Origin of the sequence: Streptomyces exfoliatus, from assembly GCF_000725545.1 — a bacterium.
Taxonomy (GTDB): domain Bacteria; phylum Actinomycetota; class Actinomycetes; order Streptomycetales; family Streptomycetaceae; genus Streptomyces; species Streptomyces exfoliatus.
Map to the genome: position 1 here is coordinate 72,375 of NZ_JNZP01000006.1, position 22,913 is coordinate 95,287.

Below are 22,913 nucleotides of genomic sequence, written 5' to 3' on the forward strand. Positions count from 1 at the left end.
GGGCCACGGCACACGACAACGGGAAGGACCTCCCATGTCCGAGTACGCGACCGGAACGGTCGACACCACCATCGAGAGCGTCACCGCACGCCGGATCATCGACAGCCGGGGCAACCCCACGGTCGAGGTCGACGTCGTCCTGGCGGACGGGTCCCTGGGCCGCGCGGCCGTCCCCTCCGGCGCCTCCACCGGCGCCCGGGAAGCCGTGGAACTGCGCGACGGGGACTCCGCGCGCTGGCACGGCAAGGGAGTCGACCGCGCGGTGGCCCACGTCGACGGGGAGATCGCGGCGTCCGTGCGCGGCCGTGACGCGGCGGACCAGGCGGGCCTCGACGCCGCGCTCGTCGCCCTCGACGGCACCGCCACGAAGTCCCGGCTCGGCGCCAACGCGATCCTCGGCGTCTCCCTCGCCGCCGCCAAGGCCGCCGCCGCGGCCCACCGCCTGCCGCTCTACCGCTACCTCGGCGGAGCCGACGCCCACCTCCTGCCGCTGCCGATGATGAACATCGTCAACGGCGGCGCCCACGCCGACAATCCGCTCGACTTCCAGGAGTTCATGATCGCGCCCGTGGGCGCGGACACCTTCGCCGAGGCCGTCCGCATGGGCAGCGAGGTCTTCCACACCCTGCGCCGCGACCTGCTGACCGCCGGGCACTCCACGGGCGTCGGCGACGAGGGCGGCTTCGCACCCGCGCTGCGGACCGCCGAGGAGGCGCTCGACTTCGTGATGGCCGCCATCGAGCGCACCGGCTACCGCCCCGGCACGGACATCGGCCTGGTCATGGACCCGGCGACGTCGGAGTTCTTCCGCGACGGGGTGTACGACTACGCGGGCGAAGGGGTGCGCCGCACTCCCTCCGAGCACGCCGACTACCTGGCCAAGCTCATCGACGCCTACCCGGTCGTCTCCATCGAGGACCCGATGGCGGAGAACGACCTGGACGGCTGGCGCGAGCTCACCGCCCGCGTCGGCGACCGCTGTCAGCTCACCGGCGACGACGTGTTCTGCACCAACGAGACGCTGCTGCGCGAGGGCATCCGCACCGGCGTCGGCAACTCGGTCCTGATCAAGGTCAATCAGATCGGGACCCTGACGGAGGCGCTGAACGCGGTGTCCACCGCCCACCAGGCGGGCTGGACGGCCGTCATGTCCCACCGCTCGGGCGAGACGGAGGACACCACCATCGCGGATCTGGCCGTCGCGACCGGCTGCGGTCAGATCAAGACCGGTTCGCTCTCGCGCTCCGACCGCACGGCGAAGTACAACCAACTGATCCGGATCGAGGAGGAGTTGGGCGAATCGGCACGCTACGCGGGCCGCTCCGCACTGCGTCGCGCGTAGACACCGCGGCGGGCGTGCCCCCGGGCGGGCGGGGCCGGTCAGGCACCGGGCGGGGTGGCCGCCCTCAGGAGGAGGGCGGCCGCTTCGGCGTGGCGGCCGAGACGCTCCAGACAGTGGGCCTCGTCGTCGAGGGCGGCGAGGGTGTCCGGGTGGGCGGGGCCGAGGAGGCGGGTACGGGTGGCCGCGACGGCACGCTGGGCCTCCAGCGCCTCACCCCAGCGGCCGAGCCGCCCCAGGGCGACCGCGGTCTCACGCCGGCTCAGCAGGGTCTCCGGATGGTCCGGCCCCAGGACCCGCTCCCGGTCGGCATGGACGCGCTCGGACTCGTCGAGCGCCTCCGGCCAGCGGCCGAGCCGGCCGAGGTTGACGGCGAGGGCGTGGCGGGCGCGCAGCGTCTCGGGCCCGTCGGCGCCCTGGGCGCGGGTGCGGGCGGCGACGAGGTCACGGCAGACGGCCAGGGCGTCGGCCGCCTGGCCGAGCCGGCCGAGGCAGACTCCGGTCTCGTAGCGGGCGGCGAGGGTGTCCGGATGCTCGGGCCCGAGGGCGGCGGCGCGCGCGTCGGCGACCGCGCGGTACTCGGCGAGCGACTCCTCCGCCCGACCCAGGCGCCCCAGGGTGTACGCCACCTCGTGCCGGGTCACGAGGGTGTCGGGATGGTCCTCGCCGAGCAGCCGGGCCCGGGCCCGCGCGACCTCGTGCGCCGTACGGTACGACTCCTCCAGGCGGCCGAGGCGGGCGAGCGTGAAGGCCAGGTTGTGCCGGCAGAGCAGGGTGTCGGGGTGGTCGGGGCCCACGGTGCGCTCGCGCGCGGCGAGCACGGTGACGTACACCTCGTACGCCTCGGGGTGCCGTCCGAGGCGCCCGAGTGCGTACGCCCGCTCGTGCCGGGCCGCCAGCGTGTCGGGGTGGTCTTCGCCGAGGACGCGGGCGCGGGCGGCGGCGACCCGGTCGAAGACGGCCAGGGCGTCGGCCGGGCGGTGGAGCCGGGCGAGGGCGAAGCCGAGTTCGTAGTGGCTGGCCAGGGTGTCGGGGTGGTCCTCGCCGAGGGCTGCCGCGCGGTGCTCGGCGACGGAGCGGTGCACGGACTCGGCCTCCTCCCAACGGCCGAGGCGGCCGAGGCCCATACCGGCCCGATACCGGCCGGCGAGCACGGCGATCAGCTCCGCGGAGGGAGGGGCGGGGGCGGTCGGTGCGGGGCCTCCGGCGGAGGGGGCGGCCGGCGCGGGGGCGGTCGGTTCGGGGCCTGCCGGTGCCGGGCCCGAGGTGGTCCACTCGGTGGTGAGCACGGCCGCGGCGGGGTCGTGGGCCACGGCGCGCGGACCGTGGCCGGCATCGGCGGGCCGGTGCCCGCCGGTGATGCCCCGGATCCAGGCGGGCACGGGCGCCGCGACGGCCGGGGGCGGGGGGAGGGGAGCCGGAACGCCCCCGACCTGCGACGTCGGGACGCGCCCGGAGAAGATCCGGCGGCGCAGGTCTCCCGCGTCCGCCGGCCGTTCCTCGGGCACCTTGGCGAGCAGGTCGACCACGATCCGGTCGAAGTAGTCGGGCAGCTCGGCGCGGTGCGTGCGCGGCGGGCGCGGCACGGTGTCCCGGTGGCCGATGAGGATCGCCCAGGAGTCGCCCATGTCGAAGGGCGGGGCGCCGGTGGCGAGTTCGTACAGCACGCACCCCAGCGAGTAGAGGTCGCTGCGGTGGTCGACCTCGCCGCCGCCGATCTGCTCGGGCGACATGTAGTGGGGCGTGCCCATGGCGATGCCGGTGCCGGTGAGGCGGGACGTGAATCCCATGTCGGCGCCCAGGCGCGCTATTCCGAAGTCGCAGATCTTCACCGTCCCGTCGCGCAGCCTCATGATGTTCGCGGGCTTGAGGTCGCGGTGCACGATGCCCTGGCGGTGGGTGTAGGCGAGGGCGTCGGCGACCTGGTCGGCGATCTCGACGACGTCCTGGACGGGCAGCGGGTGCTGGGCGTTGTCGGCGAGGAGCTGGCTGAGGTTGTGCCCCTCCAGGAGCTCCATGACGAGGAAGAGCACGCCGTCGTACTCGCCGAAGTCGTGCACGACGGTGATGCCCCGGTGCTGGAGCGCGGCGGCCACCCGGGCCTCGCGCCGGAACCGCTCGCGCACCACGGAGAGGATCTGTGGGTCCTGCTGAGGGCCGAGCGGTTTGAGGCACTTCACGGCGACCCCGCGGCCGAGCGCCTCGTCGGTGGCGCGCCACACCTCGCCCATGCCGCCGCGGCCGATGACCTCGTGCAGCCGGTACCGGCCGTGGATCAGTCTGGAGTCCCCCATCGTGTGCTGCCGCCCCCGTCGTTCTCCTGCGCCTTCCCCGGCTCCTCCAGTATGGACGCCGGTTCGGACAGTGGGTACGGGGCGGGGTACGCGTAAGGGTCGGGTCGCGTCTCCGGCCCGAGCCGGTCCATGGCGCGGAGGATGTGCCGGGGCGGCAGCCGCCACCGCAGGCGGGCGGGGACGCGGCGCAGCAGGTCGGCCGTCGCACGGAGCCGGTGGGTGACGTCCTCGGGCGGCGGGGCGGGGCGGCCGTAGAGCGCGTGGGCGTAGGGAGGCAGCGTGTCGTACGCGAGCGCCGCGACGCGCCGCCAGATCACCTCGCGCGCCGGTACGAGGACGGGTTTCACGGGCGGCCGGCGGAGGAACTCCTCGACGGTGCGGGCGTCGGGCCCGGCGGCGAGCCGGGGCCGTACGGCGTCGAAGTAGGCGGCGAGTGCGGCGGTGGTACCCGGAACGGCGGCCGGGTCGAGTCCGACGAGCCGCGCCGAGGTGCGGTGTTCGTCGACGTACCGGTCTGCCTGGGCGTCGGTGAGCGGGATGCCGGAGCGGCGGGCGACCGCGAGGTACGAGTCGGTCTCGGCGCAGTGCACCCAGAGGAGCAGTTCGGGGTCGTCCACCCCGAGCAAGCGGTGGATCCGGCGCACCCGGGCGCCGGCCGCCTCGGCGGCGGCGGCGGTCCCGTAACTCAATGTCCCGACGAAGTCCGCGGTCCGCATGAGCCGGCCCCAGGGGTCCTGCCGGAAACCGCTGTTGATCATGACACCGCGGACGGCGACGGGGTGCAGCGCCTGCAGCCAGAGGGCCCGGATGCCCGCGAGCCACATCACGGGGTCGCTGTGCACCTGCCAGGTGACGGAACGGGGCCCGAAGAGCCCGGGATCGGCGTCCTGCCTCATGCCGCCCAGGCTACGCCGGAAGCCGCGCCCTGAACCCCTGACGACGGTCGACGACCGTGGCCGGTATCCCTGTCAGGTGACTCGGCGGCGGATCCACCAGGCGCAGAACCCGGTCAGGGCCAGGGCGAGGCCGAGGTAGAGCCCGGTCTCGGCCCATTGAAGGGACCAGAAGTTGCCGGCGGGCTGGTACGTCACCTGCTGCTTGTAGCCCAGGGCGCCGAGGTCGGCGACGCAGCGGTCGACCTGCTGCAGGGTGGGCGGGCCCGACTCGGTGCGCAGGCAGTCGGCGAAGGACGACGGCACGGGGGCCGGCTGACCGGCGGCGTTCAGCGTCTGTTGGGAGGTGACCCAGGCCCCGGGCACTTCTTCGAGGTGCGCGACGATCTGCCTGGCTCCGTCCTGGATGCTGATGGGAGCGCCACCGGGCTCGATCGGCAGGATGGTCCGGTCCGCGGCTGCCAGGTGGGACCGGATCCACATCGGCACGCTGATCTGGATGGCGGCGTAGAGGGCGAACGTGGTGGCCATCGCCGGCAGAGTACGGCGGATGACCAGGCCCAGGGCGACGCCCAGGACGAAGGCGAAGGCAGCGTGGGCCATGGGGACGACACCCCGTGCGGCGAAGGCCACGGGGTCGAGCCGCGGGAAGTACGTGTCCGTCGCGCCGCCGCCGTTGACGGCCCGGTCGATGGGGCTGCTCCACCAGCTCACCGCGAGGCTGGTCAGTCCGGCGGCGGTCATGGAGGCCGCCGCACCGAGGCCCAGCTTGGTCGCCAGCCAGCGCGTACGGGTGACGCCCTGGTTCCATGCGAGGTAGTGGGTGCCGGTCTCCAGTTCACGGGCGATCAGCGGCGCGCCCCAGAACATCCCGATGACCGCCGGCACTGTGAGCACGACCAGCAGTCCGGTGTAGTAGAGGGACTGGTCCGCACCGGGGACCTGGTCCACCAGGCTGCTGCCGACAGCTCGGTGGAGGTCGGCCAGCTGTGGGCCGGTGACCGCGAGGGCGGTGGCGAGGGCGGCCACCATGGCGAGCATCACGGCGGCCTGTGTGCGGAACTGGCGCCAGGTCAGCCAGATCATCGGAGTACCTCCAGTGCGGGTCGGGTGTCACGTGCCGCATCGGCGGGCCGGGTCATGTAGGCCAGGACGACGTCTTCGAGACCGAGCGGGCTGACGGTCCAGGACGGATCGTGGACCGCGGTGTCGGTGCGCACCAGGAGGGTGGTCTGCCGGTCGGTGTGGCTGGCGGTGATGACGTGCACACCGGCCGGGAGCTTGTCCGGGTCCCGGCGCGGCCCGGTGAGCCGGTGGTGTGAGGCGAGGAGGTCGTCGATGTCGTCGGCCACCTGCACCTGGGAGTCGACCAGGACGATGACGTAGTCGCAGGTCCGCTCCACGTCGGAGACCAGGTGGGAGGAGAGCACGACGCTCAGCTCGTGCTCGGCGACGGCCTCCATCAGGTCCTGCATGAACTCCCTGCGGGCGAGCGGGTCCAGGGCCGCGACCGGCTCGTCCAGGATGAGGAGTTCCGGACGCTTGGCGATGCCCAGGGTGAGAGCGAGCTGCGCGCGCTGGCCGCCGGAGAGCTTGCCGGCCCGCTGCTTGGGGTCCAGACCGAGTCGACGGATCCGGTCGCGTGCCAGGGCGTCGTCCCAGTTCGGGTTGAGGCGTCGGCCGAGTACGAGGTGGTCGGCGATGCTCAGTGCGGAATAGGTCGGGGTGTCCTGGGCGACGAAGCCGACCTTGGCCAGCTGTTCCACGCCCTCGGCGGGACGGCCACCACAGACCTCAACGGTGCCCGCCGTCGGGGTCAGCATGCCGGAGGCCAGCTTCAGCAGGGTCGACTTGCCGGCGCCGTTGGGCCCGACCAGGCCGACCACCCGGCCGGCGGGGACGTCCAGTTCACAGTTGCGCAGCGCCCAGCGCTGCTTGTACCTCTTGCCCAGGCCCTGGGCTCGCAAGACGACACTCACGCTACGTCCTCTCCGACGGCGTTGCGGAACGTGTTCAGGAACAGCGCCTCGATGCTCTCCTCGTCGAGACCGGCCAGGCGGGCCTTGGTCAGCCAGCGCCGCAGGTCCTTCTGGAGCGGTCCGTGCGCGGCGAGCGAGGCGTCGGCCAGCGTCCGGGTCACGAACGTTCCGACGCCGGGGCGGGCGGCCACCAGGCCGTCGTGCTCCAGCTCCCGGTACGCCTTGAGCACAGTGTTCGGGTTGACCGCCATCTGCCGCGCCACCTCCTTGACCGTCGGCAGCCGGTCCCCCTCCTCCAACAGGCCGAGGCGCAGGGCATGCCGCACCTGCTGCACGAGCTGCTGGTACGGGGAGAGCCCGGACCGGCCGTTCAGGTGGAACTCAATCACCGGTTCCTCCATTTATCTAGTTGGCTAGCACTATAGCTCTCTACGCCGAAGATGGGTGGCCCGTATCGTCACGGCGAGGCGCAACGCCCGTTCACCACCGATCACTCCGATCACTCCGATCAGCGAGAGGCACCCTCCATGAACGTCACCGCATCCGGTCGGCGCGTGCTCGTCAGCGGCGCGGCGCGGGGCCTCGGTCGCGCTGTGGCCAGGGCGTTCGCGTCCAACGGCGACCGCGTGGCCGTCCACTTCGGCTCGCGCGAGGAGGAGGCCCGTACGACTCTCGCCTCCTTGGAGGGCAGCGGACACACCCTCGTCGGCGGCGATCTCGCGGAGCCGGCGGGGGCGGTGGCCGTGATGGACGCGGCGACGGAGGCGCTCGGCGGGATCGACGTGCTGGTGAACAACGCGGCGGTGAACATCCGCCACCCGCTCGCCGAGACCCCGTACGAGGAGTGGGTGGCGGTGTGGCAGCGCCACGTGGCCGTGAACCTGCTCGCCACGGCCAATCTGAGCCATCTCGCGGCACGGCGGATGATCGACCAGGGCCGGGGCGGCCGGATCGTGAACATCGGTTCTCGTGGCGCCTTCCGGGGCGAGCCGGACCATCCGGCGTACGGGGCGACGAAGGCCGCCGTGCACGCGCTGGGCCAGTCGCTCGCGGTGTCGCTCGCTCCGTACGGGATCGCCGTCGCCTCGGTCGCCCCCGGGTTCTTCGCGACGGAGCGGGTCGCACCGCGTGTGGCGGGGCCGGAGGGTGAGGCGATCCGGGCGCAGAGCCCGTTCGGGCGGGTGGGCTCGGCCGAGGAGGTCGCGGCGGCGGTGCTGTGGCTCGCCTCCCCCGCCGCCGAGTGGTCGTCGGGCACGATCCTCGACCTCAACGGCGCCTCGCATCTGCGGAGTTGAGACCACCCCGTTGCTCGCTGTCGAGCCCCCGTGAGATCATCAGGATTCCACGGTCCGTCTCCTTTCATTCACGCTTCGCGACGCGAATGACAGAGTGCGGACCATTGCCATGTCCACGGTGAGAGCAATCCATCAAGATCCGCGAACGACAGGTACCGCTTGATGCACACAACAGAGCTGGCAGAAGCCTGTATCGAGGACACGGGCAACATCCTGGTCGCGCCTTCATCGTTGCGGGACAATGACCTGATCAGGAACTTCTTCGGGTCCGTGATCACGCCGGAGGACCTCGCTTCCGGTTCGCCCGATCTCGCACAGAAGACCGTCTACCTGTGTGGCGATTCGTCCGGCGTCAGTGGCCGACGACTGGGTGAAGCCGCACGGGTATTCGTGGTCCGGGAACTGTCACCCGGTCACCGCGAGGACGTCGACGAACCCTGGACGCTCATCGACCTGGGCCGAGTTCCCCTCCGCGTGCACGGCGTCGGCGTGTACTACCGCCGCTTCTTCGAACTCGGCTCCGATCACTTCGGACGGATCAGTTCGGAGCACGTGTTCCAGTCCCTGACGGAGTCCACCAAGCCTGGGACAGCCCACCGCAGCGGTATCTACCTGACGCCGGTCACGCAGAACGGTGACGAACTGCACTTCCGCCTGCTCCGGTGCTCCACGAACCTTTCGGGGCCGACCGAGAACTTCCGCCCGACCGACACGGACATCGTCGATGCGCTGAACCGCGAGGCCGCCGCCATCTTCCGGAACCAGGCGCCGCTGAATCACGTCCTCGCTCAGATCTACCGCAACACCCTTGCCACGGCGGAGCGCAAGCAGTCCAAGGCCAGGATCTCGGCCCATGCCGACAAGACCAAGGACATGCCTGTCAACGGCATCATGGCCTTCTGCACCTTCTACGACCGGCTCGACGGACTGCAACCCATGGCCGAAGACGCCTTCGACCACGGCGTGAAGGGTGCCAGCGGGCTGACCAGACTCCACTTCCGCCTCAAGGATCCGGCCGAAGAACGCGACGAGGTCGCGCTCCCCTCGCAGTTCACCCTGACCCTCTATCCCGGCTCGGTCTTCTTCATGCCGCTGTCCGTCAATCGCCTGTACACGCACGAGATCCGGCCCTCGGCGCTGGCCGCCGAGCTGCTCCCGACCCGCTTGGGATACGTGGTGCGTTGCTCGAACACCGAAGCCGTTCACAGGGACGGCCAGACCTTCCTCAAAGTGGCCGGAGAGTCGGTGAAGCTGGCACCGCCCACAGCGGTCGGCATGGACGAGCTGCGCGGACTGTACGCCGAGGAGAACAGGACCTCGTCCTTCATCGACTACGGCGGCAAGTTCCTATTCAGCATGAACACGGGAGACTATGTTGCCCCCCGCGTCTAGATTCCCGGACGGGATCCTCACCTTCACCTTGCCGACCAGGGAGAACCTCTTCGCGGAGCTGTCCGCGGCCACTCAGTGGGAAGATCTGGGAAAAGGCCGGCGAGGCGCCGTACTCACCAGAATCGACGAGGCGGACGGCGTGCCTCTCGTACGTACCACCACTCGCTACGGCAGCCCGGCTCTGCGTTTCCGGGCGATACACGAACGACTCGCGCACGAAGTTCAAGAACGTGCGGCACTTTCGGTCGGATTCAACAACGCTCTCATCGAGAGCTACACGAGCGCTTACACCACCATGGGCAGTCATTCGGACCAAGCCCTCGACCTGGCCGACGATTCGTTCGTCGCCGTCTTCTCCTGCTACGAACATCCCGAAGCGGGCCCGCCGAGGAAGCTGATGTTCGAACCCAAGGAATCCGAGGGCGAGAAGTTCGAGATCCCTCTCACCCACGACAGTGTCGTCGCGTTCTCCGTCGGCTCGAATCGTCGACTCAGGCACAAGATCGTCCTGGAGAAGCCCGTCCCGGCGGCGGACAACCCATGGCTGGGCGTGACCTTCCGGACATCGAAGACCTTCGTCCGTTTTCGCGACGGGCATGCGTATCTCCCGCAGGGGGCACGCCTCACGCCGGCCGACGACGAACAGAGGCGCGAGTTCTACCGACTGCGGCGCCGCGAAAACAGCGAAACGGACTTCGTCTACCCACCGCTGACGTACACCATCAGCGAAAGCGATCTGATGCCGCCTGTCTGACCCTTGACCGCTTCAGCAGCGCCTGGAGTCCTTCACGCGCCGGCCTCCGCGGCCTCCGCCTCCGTAGCTTCCGCGGCCTCGGCGGCTTCGGCGGCGATCCGGTCGAACTGAGCCCCCATCGCCTCGGCGAGCGCCTTGGCGGCGGAGAGCGGCCGGACCATGACGGTGAAGTCATCGATCTTCCCCTCCTCGTCGAAGTGGAGGAAGTCGCAGCCCTGGATCTGCCGCCCGTCGACAGTGGCGGTGAAGACGAGGGCATGGTCGCGGCCGTCGGGGTTCGCGATCTCGCGGACGTAGGTGAAGTCCTCGAAGACCCGCATCACCGCACGCAGGATGGCTGCGGTGATCGCCCTGCCCCGGTACGGCTTGAAGGCGACAGGGCTGGTGAACACGACGTTCTCGGCGAGGAGCGCCTCGATGGCGGCCTCGTCACGGTTCTCGACCGCCTTGCGGAACGGATGCACGACATCACCTGCACTCAATTAGTTGACTAGGTGCGTCGGAGAGTAGGTGCGTGGCGGGCGGGTTGTCCACCCCTCCGGCGAAGCCGACTCGGAGACCTCGTCACAGGCGGCTCAGCGGCGGACGCGGGGCATGCCCAGGCCTATCCAGGAGATGATCTCGCGCTGGATCTCGTTGTTGCCGCCGCCGAAGGTGAAGATGACGGCCGAGCGGTAGCCGCGTTCCAGTTCGCCGTGGAGGACCGTGCCCGCCGAGCCCTCCTTGAGGGCGCCCGCCGCGGCGACGACCTCCATCAGGGCGGCGTAGGCGTCGCGGCGGGCCTCGGAGCCGTAGACCTTGACGGCGGAGGCGTCCTGGGGGGTGAGGGTGCCGTGCTGGACGGCGTTCACCATCTGCCAGTTGAGGAGCTTCATCGCGTCGAGCCGGGTGTGGGTGCGAGCCAGGGAGCGGCGGACCCAGGGCAGGTCGATCACGCGGCGGCCGTCGCCGAGCACGGTCTCGGCGGCCCAGCGCTGTACGTCATGGAGGGCGCGGATCGCCATCGTGCCGTGGGCGGCGAGGGTGACGCGCTCGTGGTTGAGCTGGTTGGTGATGAGGCGCCAGCCCTTGTTCTCCTCTCCTACCCGGCGGGAGGCCGGGACCCGGACGTCGTCGTAGTAGCTGGCCGTCGTGTCGTGCGAGGCGAGGGTGTTGATGATCGTGCAGCTGTAGCCGGGGTCGCTCGTCGGGACGAGGAGCATCGTGATGCCCTTGTGGGGCGGGGCGTCCGGGTCGGTGCGGACGGCGAGCCACACCCAGTCGGCGGTGTCGCCGTTCGTCGTCCAGATCTTCTGCCCGTTCACCGTGTACGTGCCGGTGGTCTCGTCCCCCTCCCGTACCGCCCTGGTCTTCAGCGCCGCGAGGTCGGTGCCCGCGTCGGGCTCGCTGTAGCCGATGGCGAAGTCGATCTCGCCGGAGAGGATCCGGGGCAGGAAGTACGCCTTCTGCTCGTCGGTGCCGTACCGCATGATCGTCGGTCCGACCGTGTTCAGGGCCATGAGGGGCAGGGGTACGCCCGCCTGCGCGGCCTCGTCGAAGAAGATGAACTGCTCCATCGGGGTCAGCCCGCGCCCCCCGTACTCCACCGGCCAGCCGACCCCCAGCCAGCCGTCGGAGCCCAGCCTCCGCACGGTCTCCCGGTAGAAGCGCTTCTGCGCCGCCGGGTCCGCGTAGCGGGTGTGGACGTCGTCCGGGATCAGCGTGGCGAAGTACGCGCGCAGCTCGGCGCGCAGGCTGTTCTGGGCGGGCGTGTACTCGAGGTGCATGGCGGCCTCCCGTGGCGCGGGTCCTGCGGCGTCCTCGGTGCGGTGCGACGCCCGGCGGCGGCCACGGTAGAACGTGTTCCATAAATGCGGAAGCCTCGGGGAGGCGCGGGACTCCCCGGACGGCCGGGGCGGCTCCGGACAGCCCGCGGCCCCGGGTCGGAGGTTCCGATCCGGGGCCGACAGGTAGCTAGCAGGGATTCCGCGGGGGGATCCCCTTGAGTGGGTTCTGAGGACGGCCCTATGGCAGGAGCTCGTCCATGGAGGCGCGACCCTTCTCCGCCATGCGGCGTTCCGCCCAGGCGAGGCTCTTCGGATTCACGTCACGGCCCGAGGCGAGGACCAGGTCCTCCGCCGTGAACTCGCCCTCCGAACCGGCGTGCAGCAGCCGGTCGGGCGTCGGGAAGTCCCCCAGGGACGTCTTGTCGGGCTCAGCGTTCATGCCGCCTCCTACGTGTTCTTCCGGCACTGGCCATTCTCGTGTCCGGGCACCCGGACCGCATCCGGGGCGAGCGGCGGGGCGGTCGTGGGCGCGCTCGCGGGTCCGGCGGCGCCCCGCACCGACTCCTCCCAGAGGGCGAGGCCCGCCTTCAGGAGGTCGCGTACGGCAGCCGCCTCCTGGGCCGTCCAGGGCTGCGCGCCGTCATCAGCGTCGAAGAACTTCTCGTAGGCGGCGTCGTGGGCCGCGCCCTGGGGCGGAAGCGGTACGGCGACACTCCGCGCGAGGTCCTCGAAGAAGTTCCAGGCGTCCAGGAGCGGCCCCGGGCGCGCCGTACCGCGACGCGGGTCCTCGGCCCACTCCCGTACGCCTTCGAGGTCGAGTGTGGCCGGTTCGTCCGCGACGAGGGCCCAGCCGTGCCGGTCGCAGTGGCCCGCGAGCGTCTCGGTGTCGTGGAACGCGAGGAGCCGCCTCCGCCCGTCGACGGCCACGGTGTCGGGCTCATCCCCGGCTCCGGCCCGCCAGATCAGGTGGAGGTCGCCTCGTCGGGTCGCGATCCGGTACGGGTGGTGATCAGGCATGCGGGGCCTTTCCCAGGCGGCGGGGCGAGTGCCGCGGCGGTTCGTGGGGAGGGCGCCGGCGCCCTCCCCCGGTCATCCTGCCCCGCCGAGGCACCACCGAGGCACCACCCGCCCGGCACGACCGAGGGCCCTGCGAGGCCGCCGCCCTCACCTGCGTTGATGGCGGGTTGCGGTCCCCGGTCCGTGCGTTCGTCTCCGCACCGCCGCATCATCCGCACCACCCGCCCCGGCGACCCCTGCGGCACCCGCGCCGCCGCGGCGAACTCGCGCCACGCCGTGTCATCGCCATGGCGTCGGCGGGGTGCGGGTTCGACAATGGTGGGGATGACCGCAGAAGACCGGCCTACGCGCAACGGCGAGATCGGGCCCGCCGAGTGGCTCGCCATGAACCGGACCGGCAGCTTCGACTGGGATCTCGACACGGGCACCATCGATGTCGACCGGTCCGGGCTGCTGGTCTTCGGGGTGCCCCCGGACGCCTTCGACGGCCGTCCGCTGACGCTGGTCGAACGCCTGGACCCCGACGAGCGGGCCGCGCTCGACGGTGTCGTACGGCAGGCCGTCACCGGCGGAGAGGTCTCGTACACCGCGCACTTCCCCATCCCGCAGGACGACGGGCAACCCCATTGGACGCACGTCCAGGCCCGCATCCTGCGCTCGCCCGACGGACGGGCGCGGCGGATCGTCGGCGTCGTGCGGGACACGACGGCCGAGGTCACGCGCTTCGCCTTCGTCCAGGAGCTGGAGAAGCGCCGCGAGGTCCAGACGAACATCGTCGAGCGGACGACGACGGCGCTCTCGCGCGCGGTGACCGTGGACGACGTGACGGCCGCGCTGACCGGTCCCGGCGGGCTCGCCAGGCTCGGCGCCGACGGGCTCGCCCTCGGACTCGTCGAGAACGGCTCGCTCAACATCATCGCGCTCAGCGGCGAGTCCCTCGACGTGCTCAACGACTTCCGGATCCGCCGCCTCGACCGGGGACTCCCCCTGGCGGAGGCCGTCCTGAGCGGGCGGCCCCGCTTCGTCTCGTCCTTCCCGTCGCTCGGGCGCGACTTCCCCGAACTCGCCCCGTACCTGGAGCGGCTCGAGTTCCGGGCCGCCTGCTACCTGCCGCTGGTGGCGCAGGCGCGCTCCCTCGGCGGCATGGCCCTGTTCTACCGGGGCCGCACCTCGTTCAACGCCGACGAGCGCAACCTCGCGCTCGGCCTCGCGGCCATCGTCGCCCAGTCGCTCCAGCGGGCGATCCTCTTCGACGAGGAGCGGGAGCTCGCGACGGGGCTCCAGGCGACGATGCTGCCGCGCCGGATCCCGGCGATCACCGGCGGCGAGATCGCCGTGCGCTACCACGCGGCCTGGAGCGGCCGGCAGGTGGGCGGCGACTGGTACGACGTGATCCCGCTGCCCAGGGGCCGGGTCGGGATCGTCGTCGGCGACGTCCAGGGCCACGACACCCACGCCGCCGCCATCATGGGACAGCTGCGGATCGCCCTGCGCGCGTACGCCGGTGAGGGGCACGCCCCGTCGACGGTCCTCGCACGGGCCTCCCGGTTCCTCGCCGAGCTGGACACCAACCGCTTCGCCACCTGTACGTACGCCCAGGTGGACCTGGGCAGCGGCACGCTGCGCGCGGTGCGTGCCGGGCATCTGGGGCCGCTGATCCGGCACACCGACGGCCGGGTGGGGCAGCCCAAGCTGCGGGGCGGGCTGCCGCTGGGGCTCGCGACGGTGTTCGGCGACGAGGAGTTCCCGGAGACCCGGCTCGACCTCGTGCCCGGCGAGACCCTCGTCCTGTGCACGGACGGGCTCGTCGAGCAGCCGGGCTCGGACATCGAGGCCGGTCTCGCCGCGCTGTCGGAGGCGATCAAGAGCGGCCCGCCGCAGGCGGAGGCGCTCGCCGACCACCTCTCCGAGCGGCTGTGGGAGCGCTGGGGCTCGGGCGACGACGTGGCGCTGCTCGTGCTGCGGCGCAGTCCCGACCCGGGCACGCCGAAGGCGCCGCGCATCCACCAGTACATCCATCAGGCCGATCCGCAGGGCCTCTCGGACGCGCGCGCGGCCGTCGGGCAGGCGCTGCGGGACTGGGGCATGCCGGAACTGGCCGACGACTCCGAACTGTTGACGGGCGAGCTGCTCGTCAACGTGCTCCTGCACACCGAGGGCGGCGCGGTGCTGACCCTCGAGGTGCTGCCCGAGCCGGTGCGGCGGGTACGGCTCTCGGTGCAGGACCGGTCGAGCGCCTGGCCCCGGCGGCGTACCCCCGGCGAGGCCGCCACTTCGGGGCGGGGGCTGCTGCTGCTCGACGCGCTGGCCGCCCGGTGGGGGGTCGAACCGCGCGGCGAGGGCAAGGCGGTGTGGTGCGAGATCGGCCCGGCACCGGTGCCGGCCGACGCCTCGGCGAACGGTTCCTGAGGAGGGACGTCATGGACCCTGTGGCCGCCCTGAACCGGATCGCGTTCCTCCTCGAACGGGCGCAGGCGCCCGGCTACCGGGCGAAGGCGTTCCGTACGGCCGCCACCGCGGTCGCCGGCCTGCCGGAGGGCGAGGCGGCCCGGCGGGCCGGCGCCGGCACCCTGGAGGCCGTGAAGGGGCTCGGGCCCAAGACGGCGGCTGTGGTGCGCGAGGCGCTGGCGGGTCAGGTGCCGGAGTACCTGGCCCGGCTGGAGGCGGAGCTGCAGGAGTCCCTGCGCTCCGGCGGGCCGGGGAGCGGCGGTGAGGCGCTGCGGGCGGCACTGCGCGGAGACTGCCACCTCCACTCGGACTGGTCCGACGGCGGCGCCACGATCGAGGACATGGGGCGTGCGGCGGCGGAGCTCGGCCACGAGTGGGCGGTGCTCACCGACCACTCGCCCCGGCTCACGGTGGCGCGGGGGCTCTCGCCGGACCGGCTGCGGGAACAGCTCGACGTGGTGGCCCGGCTGAACGAGGAGTGGGCGCCGTTCCGTCTGCTGACCGGGATCGAGTGCGACATCCTGGAGGACGGCTCGCTCGACCAGGAGCCCGAACTGCTTCAACGCCTGGACCTGGTGGTCGGTTCGGTCCATTCGAAGCTGCGGATGGACGCGCGGTCCATGACCCGGCGGCTCGAACGGGCGGTGCGCGACCCGCTGATGGACGTGCTCGGGCACTGCACGGGCCGGCTCGTGGCGGGCGGACGTCTGCGTCCGGAGTCCGAGTTCGACGCGGAGCGGGTGTTCGCCGCGTGCGCGGAGGCGGGTACGGCCGTCGAGATCAACAGCCGCCCCGAGCGGCTCGATCCGCCTCGGCGGCTGCTGCGGCTCGCGGTTGCGGCGGGCACGTACTTCGCGGTGGACACGGACGCGCACGCGCCCGGGCAGCTGGAGTGGCAGATCCTGGGCTGCGCGCGGGCCGAGGAGTGCGGGGTTCCGGAGGACCGGGTGATCAACACCTGGCCCGCGGAACGGCTGCTGGAGTGGGCACAGGCCTGAGGAACGAGGTCAGGCGGGCAGCCGGCCAGAGGAACGGGGGCAGGCGGGCAGCCGGCCAGAGGAACGGGGGCAGGCGGGCAGCCGGCCTGAAGGGACCGGGTCAGGTGTGTACGGCCTGAGGGGACCGGGTCAGGCGGGCAACTGGCCTGACGGGTCCGGGTCGGGTGCGCACGGCCTGGGGTGATCGGTCAGGCGCGCTGCCAGACCGTCGTCGCGTTGCAGAACTCGCGGATGCCGTGGCCGGAGAGCTCGCGGCCGTATCCCGAGCGCTTGACCCCACCGAAGGGCAGCGCCGGGTGGGAGGCGGTCATGCCGTTCACGAAGACGCCGCCGGCCTCCAGGTCCCGTACGAAGAAGTCGAGTTCTTCCGAGGAGCGGGTCCAGACGTTGGAGCTGAGCCCGAACGGGGAGTCGTTGGCGACGGCCACGGCCTCCTCGATGTCGGTGACCGGATAGACCGTGGCGACCGGTCCGAAGGCCTCCTCGTGATGGATCCGCATCTGCGGCGTGATGCCGGTGAGGACGGTGGGCCGGTAGTACCAGCCGTTCCGCAGCTCCGGCGACTCGGGACGGTGGCCGCCGCACAGGACCGTGGCGCCCCGCCGTACCGCGTCGTCGACGAGTTCCTCCAGATCGGCCCTGCCCCGTTCGGTGGCGAGGGGGCCGACGTCGGTGGACTGGTCGAGGGGGTCACCGACGGTCAGGGCGTTCATGGCCGCCGTGAAGCGCTCGGAGAAGTCGTCGTACACGTCCTGGTGGACGATGAACCGCTTCGCGGCGATGCAGGACTGCCCGTTGTTCTGCACGCGCGCGGTGACGGCGGTCTTCACGGCGCCGACGACGTCGGCGGAGGGCATGACGATGTACGGGTCGCTGCCGCCGAGCTCCAGGACGGTCTTCTTCACCTCGTCGCCCGCGACGGCGGCGACGGCCCGGCCCGCCGGTTCGCTGCCGGTGAGGGTGGCGGCGACGACCCGGGGGTCGCGCAGCACGCCCTCGACGTCGCCGGAGCCGATGAGGAGCGCCTGGAAGCAGCCCTCGGGGTAGCCGGCGCGGCGGAAGAGGTCACCGAGGTAGAGCGCGGTCCGCGGCACGTTGGAGGCGTGCTTGAGGAGGCCCGTGTTGCCCGCCATGAGCGCGGGCGCGGCGAAGCGGATCACCTGCCAGAGCGGGAAGTTCCAGGGCATGACGGCGAGGATCGGTCCCAGGGGCCGGTAGTGGACGCGGGCCACGTCCGCGCCGGAGTCCTGGACGTCGCTCTCCGCCGGGTGTTCGTCGGCGAGGAGTTCCTCCGCGTTCCCCGCGTACCAGCGCATGGCCTTGGCGCACTTGCCGGCCTCCGCGCGGGCGGCCGCGATCGGCTTGCCCATCTCGACGGTCATGGTGCGGGCGATGTCCTCGGTGTCCTCGTCGAGGAGCGTGGCGGCGGCACGCATGAGGCGGGCGCGCTCGGCGAAGGAGGTCGTGCGGTACTGGCGGTACGCCTCGTGCGCGGCGGCGATCCGCCGCTCGACCTCCTCGGGCCCGTGGGCCTCGTAGGTGCGCAGCGTCTCGCCGGTCGCGGGGTTCACGGTCGCGATGCCCATGACCTGCCTCCTCCTGCCTTCGGCCCCCGTCTGCAACCTTCCGCGCCAAGCACGGCGGAACGCAAGAGGGGCGGGGCGGTGGGGTGACCGGGGCCGGGAGGGGACACACGCGCGTCAGGCGGTCAGCCAGGTCAGGGCGCCGGAGAGGTGCGCGCGGAACGCCGGGTCGCGGTACGTCTCCGGAGCGTGCCCGAGGGCGGTGAAGAAGAAGCGGCCCCGGTCGACCTCGCGGCACCAGACGAGCGGGTGGTCGGCTCCGTGGGTGCCGCCGCGGTAGGTGGTCTCGTCGGCGCGGGCGAGGACCCGTACGCCGCTCGCCCGCGGGTCGGACGTGAAGTTGTACCACTCGTCGGTCCAGGCCCAGCGGGCCGCGAGGGGGGCGGTCGCCGGGTGGTCGTGGTCGTCGACGAGGACCAGGCCCGGCTGGATCTCGGGGTGGCCGTCGAAGCGGGTGCCGAGCAGCTCTCCGTAGAAGGGCCAGTCCGGCTCGGCGTTCGCCGCCGCGTGGACGGCGAGGAGGGCGCCGCCCCTCCTCAGGTACGCCTCGAAGGCGTCGCGTCCCTCGGGTGTCAGGACGGTGCCGGTCGTGGAGATCAGTACGACGACGGCGCACCGGGCAAGCCGCTCGGGGGTGAAGGCGCCCGGGTCCTCGGTGACCTCTGCGGCCCACCCCAGCTCCTCGGCCAGCTCCGTGAGCGCGGCGGCGCCGTCGGGGATCGAGTCGTGGCGGTAGCCCGTGGTGCGGGTGTAGATCAGGACGTGGGCGGTGGGCACGCGGTGACTCCAGGTGAGGGCTGGGCGGGTGGGTGCCGGGCGGGGTGGGTGGGTGCCGGTCTGGTCGGGGGCGGCGGGGTCAGGTCGGACCGTACGGCGACCGGAACCGCACGGGAGGCGGAAAGCGCTTTCTACCCCCACCCGCGCCCGACCGTAGCCACCGCCCACCCACGGCCGCAACCCCGAACCGGAAGCGCGGCCCGCCCGTCACGGACGCCCACGGCGTGCCGATCCATTGTCGTATCGGATACATCTCAGTATCTTTTGGCGCGCCAGGGACCCGCCCGCTCACCGAGGAGCAGCCATGAACACCGTGCCGCCCGCGCTCGCCGCCGCCGTCGGGCCCCTGCCCGAGGGGGTCGTCCTGCCGCTGCCGCCCACCTTCGGCTCCGTCGAGGAGGAGCGCCGGTACCGCAAGGAGCAGCTCGCCGCCGGGTTCCGGATCTTCGGGAGGCTCGGCTTCTCGGAGGGCGTCGCGGGGCACATCACCGTCCGCGACCCCGGTGATCCGAACGCCTTCTGGGTCAACCCGTTCGGGATGAGCTTCGGTCAGATCAAGGCTTCCGACCTGATCCTGGTCGACCACGACGGGACCGTGATCGAAGGGCGCCGGCCCGTGAACCGGGCCGCGTTCGTCATCCACTCCCGGGTCCACGCCGCCCGGCCCGACGCGGTCGCCGCCGCGCACTCGCACTCCCTGTACGGCAAGGCGTTCTCCAGCCTCGGCATCCCCCTCGACCCGATCACCCAGGACGCCTGCGCGTTCTTCGAGGACCACGGGATCTACGACGACTACCGGGGCGTCGTGAACGAGACCGAGGAGGGCGAGCGCGTCGCCAAGGCCCTCGGCGACCACAAGGCGGTCATCCTCAAGAACCACGGCCTGCTCACGGTCGGCCACTCCGTCGCCGAAGCCGTGTGGTGGTTCGTCACCATGGAGCGGTCCTGCCAGGCACAGCTCCTCGCGATGGCGGCGGGCACCCCGCAGCTCATCGACCGCGAGACGGCCCTGCTCACCCGCGGCCAGGTCGGCGGCCACCTCGCCGGCTGGTTCCAGGCGCGACCGTTGTGGGATCAGATCACCGCGTCCGACCCGGACCTCTTCGACTGACCCCGGTAGCGCGAAGGCGGGACAGGCCCGCAGTCGATCGCGCAGAAGGGCCCCGACCCTGCCGAGGCGTGCGGGTCGGGGCCCTTCCGTCAGGCGTGTAGGTGCCTGTTCAGGCTAGTCGCCGAGGGTCCTGCGCCGGCGCGTCCACCACATCAGACCACCGCCGAGGGCGACGATCGCCGCGGCGATGCCGGCGATCAGGCCGATGGGGGCGTCGGAGCCGGTGTCGGCGAGGTCGCCGTCCGGGTCCGGCTCGTTCGCCGGCGGGGCCGTCGTACCGTCACCGGGGCCCGGGGTGGTGGGGTCCGGGGCCGGGGTCGACGGCGGAACGGTCGGGGTCGGCGGGTCGGTCGGACTCGGCGGATCGGTCGGGTCCGGCGACGGGGCGTTGCCGCCGTCGTCCTTCGGGCCGTTGGAGTTCCCGCCGAGGAGGAGCAGCCGCTCCCGCTCGGTGTCCTCGGTCAGGGCCTTGACCGAGGTCTTGGTCTGGCGGGGCAGGTGTCGGTTCTGGAGGCGGAACTCGGCCTGGGTGACGTTGCGCTTGGGCTGCTTGGACAGGTCCACGCCGCCGATGCTGATGACCCAGACCTCTTCACCCCTGGTGAGCTCGTACTTGAACTCGCCTTCCTTGAAGACCTTGACGTACTTGTCGAAGACGTCGGTCTTCTTCCAGTCCTGGTGCGGGGCGCGGAGCGGCCACCGCGTCACGTCGTTGCTGTTGATGAGGGTGCGGTAGTCCGTCGGCCGCTGGGCGTCCTGCTGGCGGACGAACTCGGCCGCCACCCGGGACTTGTAGACGCGGCGCAGGTCGGCGTACTGCGGGTACTCGTTGATCCACTTCTCGACCTCGGGCACGATCGTGCGGCGGAACACCCGCTCGTTGTGCTCGATCTCGGCCTTGGTCAGCGAGTCCTGGCAGGGCCTGCCGCCGCCGGGGCCGGGGGTGTTGACGTCGGCGTACTCGGACTGGAGCTTGAGCGGCGCGTCGAGGATGTAGATCCCGCCGTCCTGCTCGCGGACCTGAGCCGGCTTCGGCTCGATCCAGTTCCGCATCGACGTCAGGCACGGCCAGCCGTTGACCTTGGACAGGCTGTCCCAGGTGTTCTTGCCGAGGTCCGTCTTGGGGTCCATGGCCTTGTAGAAGTCGTGCTTGAGCCGGAGGTCGGCCTCGAGGAGAACCCGGCCGGCGTCCGTGGAGGCGAACTTGTCGTCCATGATCGTGCCGGGGGTGTCAGGGTTGAGGTTCACCCAGAACTTGTCCGGCGTCAGCGCGAGCCAGGTGAAGAACGCGTCCGAGGCCATCTGCGCCTTCGCCTTGCCGCCCCAGCCGACCGTGTCGTTGTCGGGGTCTTCCTTCGCGCCGAAGGAGTAGTCCAGGCCCTTGCCCTTGACGGGCGTGCCGACGTACTGGAGTTCCAGGGTGGAGAAGTCGATGCCGCCCGGGGTGGGCATCTGGGAGACGCCGGGGATCCGGCCCATGCGCTGGAGCCGGTCGGCGAGTTGCCGGGGGTTCTCCGGCGACTTCTGGATCATGTCGTTGCCGCCGCCCCGGGAACCGGTGCTGGTGCCGGGCTTGGCGTTCATGTAGGGGTCGACTCGGCGCGTCGGGCTGTTCGACGTCCCGCTCGGGGCCTTCTCGACCGCGGAGGCCCTGTAGCTGATCTTCTTGACCCGGTCGGGGGCGATCCTGCGAAGGTCGGCGTCGTGGTTCTTCGCGCCGCCCTTCGTCTCCCGCCCGTAGGCGTAGGAGATCTTCTTGTCCTTGTGGTTCGGATCCTTCAGCAGCGCCTTGTCCTTCGGGCGCTGCGTGGGGTCGGGCTTGTCGTTCGACTTGCCCTCGACGATCTCGCCGGTGCGCTGGTTGTAGGCGTCCGCCCGCCGTACGTAGCGTTCCTTGGTGTCCGGGTCGATGACCTCGAACTCCTTCTCGCAGATCCAGTCCGGGCCGACCAGGCCGAGGTCGTGGACGAGCTTGGCCATGTACGCCTTGCCGCGGGGGTCGTTGCCGCCCCTGGGGATGTAGTAGTCATCCCGGTACGTCTCGAACGGCACCCCCTTCCACTGGGTCGTCTTCTGCGCCTTCTTGTAGTAGGCCCAGACCCGCTGCTTGTCACCCTTCTTGTAGTCGTCCGGGTTGTCGCTGATCCCCTTGAGCTCGTCAGGGGTCGGCGCGCGCAGCCCGTCCCATTGCTTCTGCCCGTTGACGTAGTCGTACTCGTCGAGGTCCGCGTCCGGCCGGATGTACCCGTCGGCCGGGAGGCCGCCTTCCACGACGTCGGAGAAGTCGTAGAAGTCCTTGTACTCCTCGTCGCAGCGCTTTCCCTTCTTCAGCGGAGGTTTCGCCTTCGCCTCGGCCTGGTCCCAGCCGGGCAGGCCGGTCAGCGAGACGGCGCCGGCGCAGGCCAGCGCGATCGCTGCCCGCGCCCACCAACGGCGTCGAGAACGTATGTGTCGGGTCACGAAATCCCCCTGGGGGCCCCAGGTCAGTCAGATGTCCCCGCGCGGCGCCACGGGCCCCCGTGGTCAGTTCGGCGCCGCTGCGGGAGCAGCCCACCCTAGGACGACAACTGACCCTGCTCGCATCAGAGTTACTAACGGTGCACCGACAACTCACGCGCCCATGCGGGATCTTTACATCGCGCACACATGGCTGACCTAGTCTCGGGGCATGGAGTGGACCGACCCGCGCGACATGGACGACGACGAGTACGCCGAGTACCTGCGCGAAGAGAAGACCCGAGACCACGTCAGCGCCCACAACCGGGTGCTGGAGAAGTGGCTGGAAGAGCAGCGCACCGGATTCCCCGACTGGGCGAAGGAACACGCCGGCCGCGGGCCGTGGGACTTCACCGTGGATTCCCTGCCCCGGCTGGAAGCGCTCGTCCGGGACGCGTTCGACAGCCCCGACGAGGCCCGCAAGGTGATGGACACGCCCCTGGTCGCGGTCGCGGCCTGGTACCTCGGCGAGGTCCACAACCGGGCCTTCGGCACCCAGTGGCGGTTCCACCCCTCCTTCGCCGACGACAACCCCCTCGACCACCGGCCGCACATCACCCTGCCCTGGGAACGCCGGGAGGAATTCCACTACACCGACCCCGAGCACATCGAGGACGACGCGCGCCCGATCTACTCCCCCACCGAGATATTGTGCAACCTCCCGGTCCGGCCCGCGGATCAGGGCCTTCTGCACCGCGTCAGCAGCCGGTGGGAGGTACCCGCCTCCTGCGACGATTCGTCCTGCCGCTACCACCGCGGCCGTTAGCCGCC

At 71.5% G+C, this 22,913-nt stretch carries 20 protein-coding genes; 8 read left to right on the forward strand and 12 right to left on the reverse strand.

Features of this window, described 5'->3' with window-relative positions; all coding sequences use genetic code 11:
- The first annotated feature begins 34 nt into the window (after positions 1 to 34).
- A complete protein-coding gene (eno, locus tag IO20_RS0109250; protein ID WP_030550676.1) occupies positions 35 to 1,342 on the forward strand; it encodes a phosphopyruvate hydratase in 1,308 nt (435 codons plus the stop codon).
- Positions 1,343 to 1,380: 38 nt separating this feature from the next.
- Here the strand turns inward: eno and IO20_RS0109255 are convergent, their stop codons facing one another.
- The 5 genes from IO20_RS0109255 to IO20_RS0109275 form a co-directional block, all read right to left on the reverse strand.
- Positions 1,381 to 3,633, reverse strand: coding sequence for a serine/threonine-protein kinase (locus IO20_RS0109255; RefSeq protein WP_030550678.1), 2,253 nt, complete (start codon positions 3,631 to 3,633; stop codon positions 1,381 to 1,383).
- Positions 3,615 to 4,529, reverse strand: a complete 915-nt coding sequence (locus IO20_RS0109260) for an oxygenase MpaB family protein (RefSeq protein WP_030550680.1) — start codon at positions 4,527 to 4,529, stop codon at positions 3,615 to 3,617. The genes IO20_RS0109255 and IO20_RS0109260 overlap by 19 nt, the downstream gene beginning before the upstream one ends.
- Positions 4,530 to 4,601: 72 nt before the next feature.
- The gene (locus tag IO20_RS0109265; RefSeq protein ID WP_030550682.1) at positions 4,602 to 5,612 is read right to left on the reverse strand and encodes a transporter; all 1,011 of its coding nucleotides are present in this window, start codon (positions 5,610 to 5,612) and stop codon (positions 4,602 to 4,604) included.
- Positions 5,609 to 6,505 (reverse strand): ABC transporter ATP-binding protein, encoded by an 897-nt coding sequence (locus IO20_RS0109270; RefSeq protein ID WP_030550684.1) that lies wholly within the window; start codon positions 6,503 to 6,505, stop codon positions 5,609 to 5,611. The genes IO20_RS0109265 and IO20_RS0109270 overlap by 4 nt, the downstream gene beginning before the upstream one ends.
- Positions 6,502 to 6,906, reverse strand: coding sequence for a GntR family transcriptional regulator (locus IO20_RS0109275; RefSeq protein WP_030550685.1), 405 nt, complete (start codon positions 6,904 to 6,906; stop codon positions 6,502 to 6,504). The genes IO20_RS0109270 and IO20_RS0109275 overlap by 4 nt, the downstream gene beginning before the upstream one ends.
- 126 nt (positions 6,907 to 7,032) lie before the next feature.
- Here IO20_RS0109275 and IO20_RS0109280 point away from each other — a divergent pair, with 126 nt between their 5' ends.
- The 3 genes from IO20_RS0109280 to IO20_RS0109290 all read left to right on the forward strand — a co-directional run bounded on the left by IO20_RS0109280 (position 7,033) and on the right by IO20_RS0109290 (position 9,946).
- On the forward strand, positions 7,033 to 7,800 hold the full coding sequence (locus IO20_RS0109280; RefSeq protein ID WP_030550687.1) for an SDR family NAD(P)-dependent oxidoreductase: 768 nt from the start codon (positions 7,033 to 7,035) through the stop codon (positions 7,798 to 7,800).
- A gap of 162 nt (positions 7,801 to 7,962) precedes the next feature.
- On the forward strand, positions 7,963 to 9,192 hold the full coding sequence (locus IO20_RS0109285; protein WP_030550689.1) for a hypothetical protein: 1,230 nt from the start codon (positions 7,963 to 7,965) through the stop codon (positions 9,190 to 9,192).
- Positions 9,176 to 9,946, forward strand: coding sequence for an alpha-ketoglutarate-dependent dioxygenase AlkB family protein (locus IO20_RS0109290; protein WP_211270358.1), 771 nt, complete (start codon positions 9,176 to 9,178; stop codon positions 9,944 to 9,946). Before IO20_RS0109285 ends, IO20_RS0109290 begins: the two co-directional genes overlap by 17 nt.
- 32 nt (positions 9,947 to 9,978) lie before the next feature.
- Here the strand turns inward: IO20_RS0109290 and IO20_RS0109295 are convergent, their stop codons facing one another.
- The 4 genes from IO20_RS0109295 to IO20_RS37485 form a co-directional block, all read right to left on the reverse strand.
- Complete coding sequence (locus IO20_RS0109295; protein WP_030550693.1) at positions 9,979 to 10,410, reverse strand: nuclear transport factor 2 family protein; 432 nt, start codon at positions 10,408 to 10,410, stop codon at positions 9,979 to 9,981.
- 111 nt (positions 10,411 to 10,521) lie between these two features.
- Entirely contained in the window at positions 10,522 to 11,712 is a 1,191-nt protein-coding gene (locus tag IO20_RS0109300; RefSeq protein ID WP_030550694.1) for an acyl-CoA dehydrogenase family protein, read from the reverse strand.
- A 238-nt stretch (positions 11,713 to 11,950) separates the two neighbouring features.
- Complete coding sequence (locus IO20_RS0109305) at positions 11,951 to 12,151, reverse strand: hypothetical protein (RefSeq protein WP_030216321.1); 201 nt, start codon at positions 12,149 to 12,151, stop codon at positions 11,951 to 11,953.
- A gap of 8 nt (positions 12,152 to 12,159) precedes the next feature.
- Entirely contained in the window at positions 12,160 to 12,729 is a 570-nt protein-coding gene (locus IO20_RS37485; RefSeq protein WP_063761405.1) for a hypothetical protein, read from the reverse strand.
- A gap of 324 nt (positions 12,730 to 13,053) precedes the next feature.
- Between IO20_RS37485 and IO20_RS0109315 the strand changes: the two genes are divergently transcribed.
- Both IO20_RS0109315 and IO20_RS0109320 read left to right on the forward strand, forming a co-directional pair.
- On the forward strand, positions 13,054 to 15,138 hold the full coding sequence (locus tag IO20_RS0109315) for a SpoIIE family protein phosphatase (protein WP_106978598.1): 2,085 nt from the start codon (positions 13,054 to 13,056) through the stop codon (positions 15,136 to 15,138).
- 11 nt (positions 15,139 to 15,149) lie between these two features.
- Positions 15,150 to 16,175 carry a PHP domain-containing protein gene (locus tag IO20_RS0109320; protein ID WP_030550697.1) on the forward strand — a complete coding sequence of 342 codons (1,026 nt, stop codon included), beginning with the start codon at positions 15,150 to 15,152 and terminating at the stop codon, positions 16,173 to 16,175.
- A gap of 188 nt (positions 16,176 to 16,363) precedes the next feature.
- On the opposite strand, the gene IO20_RS0109325 is transcribed toward IO20_RS0109320, so the two are convergent.
- Complete coding sequence (locus IO20_RS0109325; protein WP_030550698.1) at positions 16,364 to 17,761, reverse strand: NADP-dependent succinic semialdehyde dehydrogenase; 1,398 nt, start codon at positions 17,759 to 17,761, stop codon at positions 16,364 to 16,366.
- Between the two features lie 114 nt (positions 17,762 to 17,875).
- Positions 17,876 to 18,535: a ThuA domain-containing protein gene (locus IO20_RS0109330; protein ID WP_030550700.1), complete on the reverse strand. Its 660-nt coding sequence runs from the start codon at positions 18,533 to 18,535 to the stop codon at positions 17,876 to 17,878.
- Positions 18,536 to 18,839: 304 nt separating this feature from the next.
- Between IO20_RS0109330 and IO20_RS0109335 the strand changes: the two genes are divergently transcribed.
- Positions 18,840 to 19,646, forward strand: a complete 807-nt coding sequence (locus IO20_RS0109335; RefSeq protein WP_030550702.1) for a class II aldolase/adducin family protein — start codon at positions 18,840 to 18,842, stop codon at positions 19,644 to 19,646.
- 114 nt (positions 19,647 to 19,760) lie between these two features.
- Here IO20_RS0109335 and IO20_RS0109340 read toward each other — a convergent pair whose 3' ends face one another.
- Positions 19,761 to 22,106, reverse strand: a complete 2,346-nt coding sequence (locus tag IO20_RS0109340) for an LAETG motif-containing sortase-dependent surface protein (protein WP_245684905.1) — start codon at positions 22,104 to 22,106, stop codon at positions 19,761 to 19,763.
- 208 nt (positions 22,107 to 22,314) lie between these two features.
- Between IO20_RS0109340 and IO20_RS0109345 the strand changes: the two genes are divergently transcribed.
- On the forward strand, positions 22,315 to 22,908 hold the full coding sequence (locus tag IO20_RS0109345) for a hypothetical protein (RefSeq protein ID WP_051874496.1): 594 nt from the start codon (positions 22,315 to 22,317) through the stop codon (positions 22,906 to 22,908).
- The last annotated feature ends 5 nt before the right edge of the window (positions 22,909 to 22,913 follow it).